At 38.4% G+C, this 357-nt stretch carries 1 pseudogene; it reads left to right on the top strand.

Annotated elements, in window-relative coordinates:
- Positions 1-357: pseudogene (locus tag Q0791_RS25105) on the top strand (IS3 family transposase); the annotation flags it as partial.

The raw sequence follows: 357 nt of genomic DNA, 5'->3' as shown, positions 1-357 counted from the left end.
GCCGCTGGATAAAAGAAGCAAAAAATGATGATGGTCATGCATTTAGAGGTAATGGCAAGTTGACACCTGAGCAGGAAGAGATCCGAAAACTAAAAGCACAAGTTAAACGCTTAGAAATGGAGCGTGAAATATTAAAAAAAGCGACGGTCTTCTTTGCCAAAGAAACGAAGTAAAGTACACGTTTATTGCCCAAAATAAGAAGATCTGGCCTGTGATATTAATGTGTCACGTATTGGGTGTAAAAAACAATAATTATTACAGCTTTCAAAAGCGGCGGTCTCAGGCATCCGTTGATACAGAGCATCAAGAAATGTTGCAGTGGGTTAAAGATATTGCTGATTTTAGCGATAATACCTA

The organism is uncultured Shewanella sp. (genome assembly GCF_947495455.1).
In the GTDB taxonomy this organism is placed as follows: Bacteria; Pseudomonadota; Gammaproteobacteria; order Enterobacterales; family Shewanellaceae; genus Shewanella.
This window is presented reverse-complemented; position numbering and strand designations above follow the sequence as displayed.